The organism is Sphaerotilus sulfidivorans, assembly GCF_013426975.1.
Lineage (GTDB): Bacteria > Pseudomonadota > Gammaproteobacteria > Burkholderiales > Burkholderiaceae_C > Sphaerotilus > Sphaerotilus sulfidivorans.
In genome coordinates this window covers 1-3,694 of sequence record NZ_JACCPY010000073.1, presented here as the reverse complement: position 1 = coordinate 3,694, position 3,694 = coordinate 1, and the positions used below count along the sequence as shown (strand labels likewise).

The following is a 3,694-nucleotide window of genomic DNA, read 5'->3' as shown; positions in this document are numbered from 1 at the left end:
CCGGCGCCAGCGCCGGCGCCGCCGCGCCCAGCCGCGCCTGCTGGGCGGAATTGGTCGCGAAGGTCCCGAAGGCCCAGGGCACCATGACGATCAGCATCAGCATCACGCTCTGTCCGAGCGGCCACAGCAGCTGGCCGACCGCGATGCCCGCCAGGAACAGCCGCACCGCCCGCGCCGGACCGATGCGGTCGATGCGCCGGCTCAGCAGCAGATTGCCCGCCAGCCCCCAGGCGCCGAAGGCCATGAACAGCAGGCTGATCTCCAGCGCACCCGCGCCCAGCACCTGGCGATAGTAGGGCGCCACATAGGAGAACAGCGTGAACTGGCCGGCGCCAGCCAGTGCGGTCACCAGCACGATGGCCATCAGCACCGGATGGGTCAGCACCTCGGCCCAGCGCGACAGCGACAGGGCCGGCGGCTTCACGCCCTCCGGCAGCGCTCGGCCGACCCAGAGCGCACCCAGCCCGGCCAGCAGCGCCACCAGCCCGAAGGCCCAGCGCCAGCCGAAGGCCTCGCCGATGTAGCTGTGCAGCGGCATGCCCAGCACCGAAGCCAGCGACCAGCCCAGGAACACCGAGGTGATGGCCCGGCCGCGCTGCTCGGGCGGTGCCATCCAGCCGATCGCTGCCGCCGCCTGCGGGGTGAACACCGCCGCGCCCAGCATGGTCAGCGCCCGCAGCGGCAGCAGCGTGGCGTAGTCCGGGGCGAGCGCGCACAGCAGATGACCGGTCGCGTACCAGGCCAGCGTCATCTGCAGCAGCCAGCGGCGGTCCCGGCCGGACAGCAGCGCCGCCAGCAGCGGCGCGCCGATGCACATGAAGACCGCGCCGACGCTGATGAGCTGCCCGCCCAGCGCCACCGACACCTGCAGCGAGCCCACCAGGTCGTTGAGCGAGCCGCCCACCACCATCACGCCGCAGCCGATCGCAAAATTGCCGAAACGCAGCGCGTTCTGTGCCGAGGCCAGCGCAGGCGGCGACGAGGGCGACGCGCTCATCATCCGGCCTCAGAGACCGGGGTGGAGCTTGAAGGCGTCCGGATTGACGATGTGGGTGGGCTGCCCGGCCAGGTAGGCGGTCACATTGTCGAAGGCAGCCTTGAAATAGTTCTCGTAGCTGTCAAGCTCGACATAGCCGATGTGCGGCGTGCACACCGCGTTCTCCAGGCGCAGCAGCGGATGGCCCTGCAGGATCGGCTCGCTCTCGAAGACATCGACCGCGGCCATGCCGGGTCGGCCGCGGTTCAAGGCGGTCACCAGCAGGTTGTCGCCGATCAGCTCGGCGCGCGAGGTGTTGACCAGCAGGGCGGTCGGCTTCATCCGCGACAGGTCGTCCATCGTCACCAGGCCGCGCGTCTCGGGCGTCAGGCGCAGGTGCAGGCTCAGCACGTCGGCGTCCGTGAAGAAGGCCTCGCGCGAGGCCGCCGCCTCGAAGCCGTCGGCCACCGCGCGCTGGCGCGAGGCCTCGCTGCCCCAGACCTGCACCTTCATGCCGAAGGCGCGGCCGTAGCCCGCCACCAGCCGGCCGATGCGGCCGTAGCCCCACAGGCCCAGCGTGCGGCCCGACAGCGTCAGCCCAAGGCCGAAGTTCGGCGGCATCGAGCCGGCCTTCAGTCCGGACTGCTGCCAGGCACCGTGCTTGAGATTGCCGATGTACTGCGGCAACCGGCGCATCGAGGCCATGATCAGCGACCAGGTCAGCTCGGCCGGCGCCACCGGCGAGCCCACGCCCTCGGCCACCGCGATGCCCAGGCGGGTGCAGGTCTCCACATCGATGTGCGGACCGACCCGCCCGGTCTGGGCGATCAGCTTGAGGCGGGGAAGCTTCTCCAGCAGCGCCTTCGGGAAATGGGTGCGCTCGCGGATCAGCACCAGGATCTCGGCATCCTTGAGGCGCACCGCCAGCTGGCCGATGCCCTTGACGGTGTTGGTGAAGACCTTGGCGTTCTGCAGTTCGGGACGCTGGGCGCACTGGAGCTTGCGCACCGCGTCCTGATAGTCGTCCAGGATGATGATGTTCATGTGGTGATCGCTCGGGAACCCGCGATTGTGCCCGCAACCGGCCTGGAACCCCCCGGTTCAACGTCGCTTCTTCGGTTCGGTGGGCTCGGCGTTGTTCTCCTCCATCAACCGCGCCGCGCGCAATCCCAGGACCTCGCCCTGGCGGAAGTAGCCGATGACGGAAGCCGGGGAGCGGTGGCCGGTGAGGGCCATGGTCTCGGGCATGGGGATGTTCTGAGCGGCGGCCTCGGTGACGAAGCCGGAGCGCAGGGAGTGGGCGGAGAAGCCGGAGGCGTCGAGGCCGGCGAGGGCGGCGCGGGCCTGGACGATGGCGCGCACGGCCTGGGGGGTGAGGGGCTCGGCGATGGCGCCGCCCTTGCGGATGCGCCGAAAGATCGCGCCCTCGGGGGGCGGCAGGCCGCGGGCGGTGTGGTGGGCGCGCCAGGCGTCGAGCCAGGCCTGCAGGGCCAGGGCCGCCTGGCCGACGACCGGCTTGTGGGAATCGGCGCGGGTGCGGCCGGACTGGTTGGACTTGGACACGCCCATGAGGTGCACGAAGGCGGGCTCGTCGCGGGCGCTGGGCTGGCCGGGCGAGCGCGGGGCCGGGCGGGTGTTGTCCAGCGTGGCGGCGGTGACCTCGGAGCGGCGCCGGCCGCCGCTGGAGAAGGCGAAGAGCAGCAGCGCGCGGTCGCGCAGGCCGGCCAGGGAGTCGTCGCAGGTATCGAGCAGCGCCTGCAGCGGCTCGCGGGTGAGCGCGGGCTTGGCGTGGGGCTGGGCGGCGCCGCGGCGGGCGTAGCCGCGCCTGAGGCGCGCGGTGAGTTCGCGCACGCGGCCGTCGACGCACGGATTCTCGAGGCCCTGGAGCTGGTGGATCTTGGACAGCACGCTCACGCGGTGCGTGAGGGTCGACAGCGTGGGCGCGCCCAGGGCGGCCTTGTGGCCGGCGGCGACGAGCGCGGCGTCGACCGGCTCGGGCAGATCGTGCAGCAGGCGGCCGGCGTCGTCCTGGCGCTGGCCGTGGTCGACGATGAACTGCAGCACCACGGTCACCGGCAGCGGCAGCTCCAGGCGTCGGCCGTAGCGCAGGCTGAACCAGGCGGCCCAGTAGCGCATGGCGGAGCGGTAGCTGCGCACCGTGTTGGGCGACTCGCCCTGATCGAGCAGATCGCGCAGCGCGGCCACCGCGCTGGGGCTGAGCTCGTCGGTGGCCAGCACCGGCGTGCCGGCGGCCGGGTCGAGCGTGATCAGTTCATATGAAATATCCATGTGCTGTATGATATCAGACAGTTCATGTACTCAACTAACGATAAGCTTCAATTATCGTTATTAATCAATCGACCGAGAGAGGGCGCTTCACCATGAGTCGCGGGATCACCGAACAGGATGTCTGGAAAGCCGCCGACGTGCTGCTGCTCGAAGGCGCACGCCCGACCATCGAGCGCGTGCGCCTGAAGATCGGCCGCGGCTCGCCCAACACCGTGAGTCCCCATCTGGAGAGCTGGTTCGCCCGGCTGGGCGCGCGCATCGCCGACCCGCAGGCCTTCCGCGCGCCCGACACCGACGCGCCCGAGCCGGTGCGCGATCAGGATGATCGTCTTCTGGCCGGACAGTTGCTCGATGCTTTGCTGAACGACCCGCTCGGATTCGGCATCCAGCGCCGAGGTGGCCTCGTCGAAGATCCACACCGCGCTGTCC

Annotated in this window: 4 protein-coding genes; 1 reads left to right on the top strand and 3 read right to left on the bottom strand. The window is 70.7% G+C overall.

Translation table 11 applies throughout. From position 1 onward, the window contains the following. From HZU84_RS19965 to HZU84_RS19955, 3 genes are all read right to left on the bottom strand, one after another. Positions 1-997, bottom strand: a 997-nt coding sequence (locus HZU84_RS19965) for an MFS transporter (RefSeq protein WP_180693120.1), incomplete at its 3' end; no start/stop codon positions are given. A 9-nt stretch (positions 998-1,006) separates the two neighbouring features. Next, positions 1,007-2,020, bottom strand: coding sequence for a D-2-hydroxyacid dehydrogenase family protein (locus HZU84_RS19960; RefSeq protein WP_149503557.1), 1,014 nt, complete (start codon positions 2,018-2,020; stop codon positions 1,007-1,009). Between the two features lie 57 nt (positions 2,021-2,077). Next, positions 2,078-3,265 carry a site-specific integrase gene (locus tag HZU84_RS19955; protein ID WP_149503556.1) on the bottom strand — a complete coding sequence of 396 codons (1,188 nt, stop codon included), beginning with the start codon at positions 3,263-3,265 and terminating at the stop codon, positions 2,078-2,080. A 92-nt stretch (positions 3,266-3,357) separates the two neighbouring features. Here HZU84_RS19955 and HZU84_RS19950 point away from each other — a divergent pair. Further along, on the top strand, positions 3,358-3,694 hold a 337-nt coding region (locus tag HZU84_RS19950; RefSeq protein ID WP_180693119.1), incomplete at its 3' end, for a DNA-binding protein.

Coding starts and splice junctions, on each gene's coding strand:
- HZU84_RS19960 (WP_149503557.1), bottom strand. CDS start 2,020: ATGAACATCATCATCCTGGACGACTATCAGGACGCGGTGCGCAAGCTC.
- HZU84_RS19955 (WP_149503556.1), bottom strand. CDS start 3,265: ATGGATATTTCATATGAACTGATCACGCTCGACCCGGCCGCCGGCACG.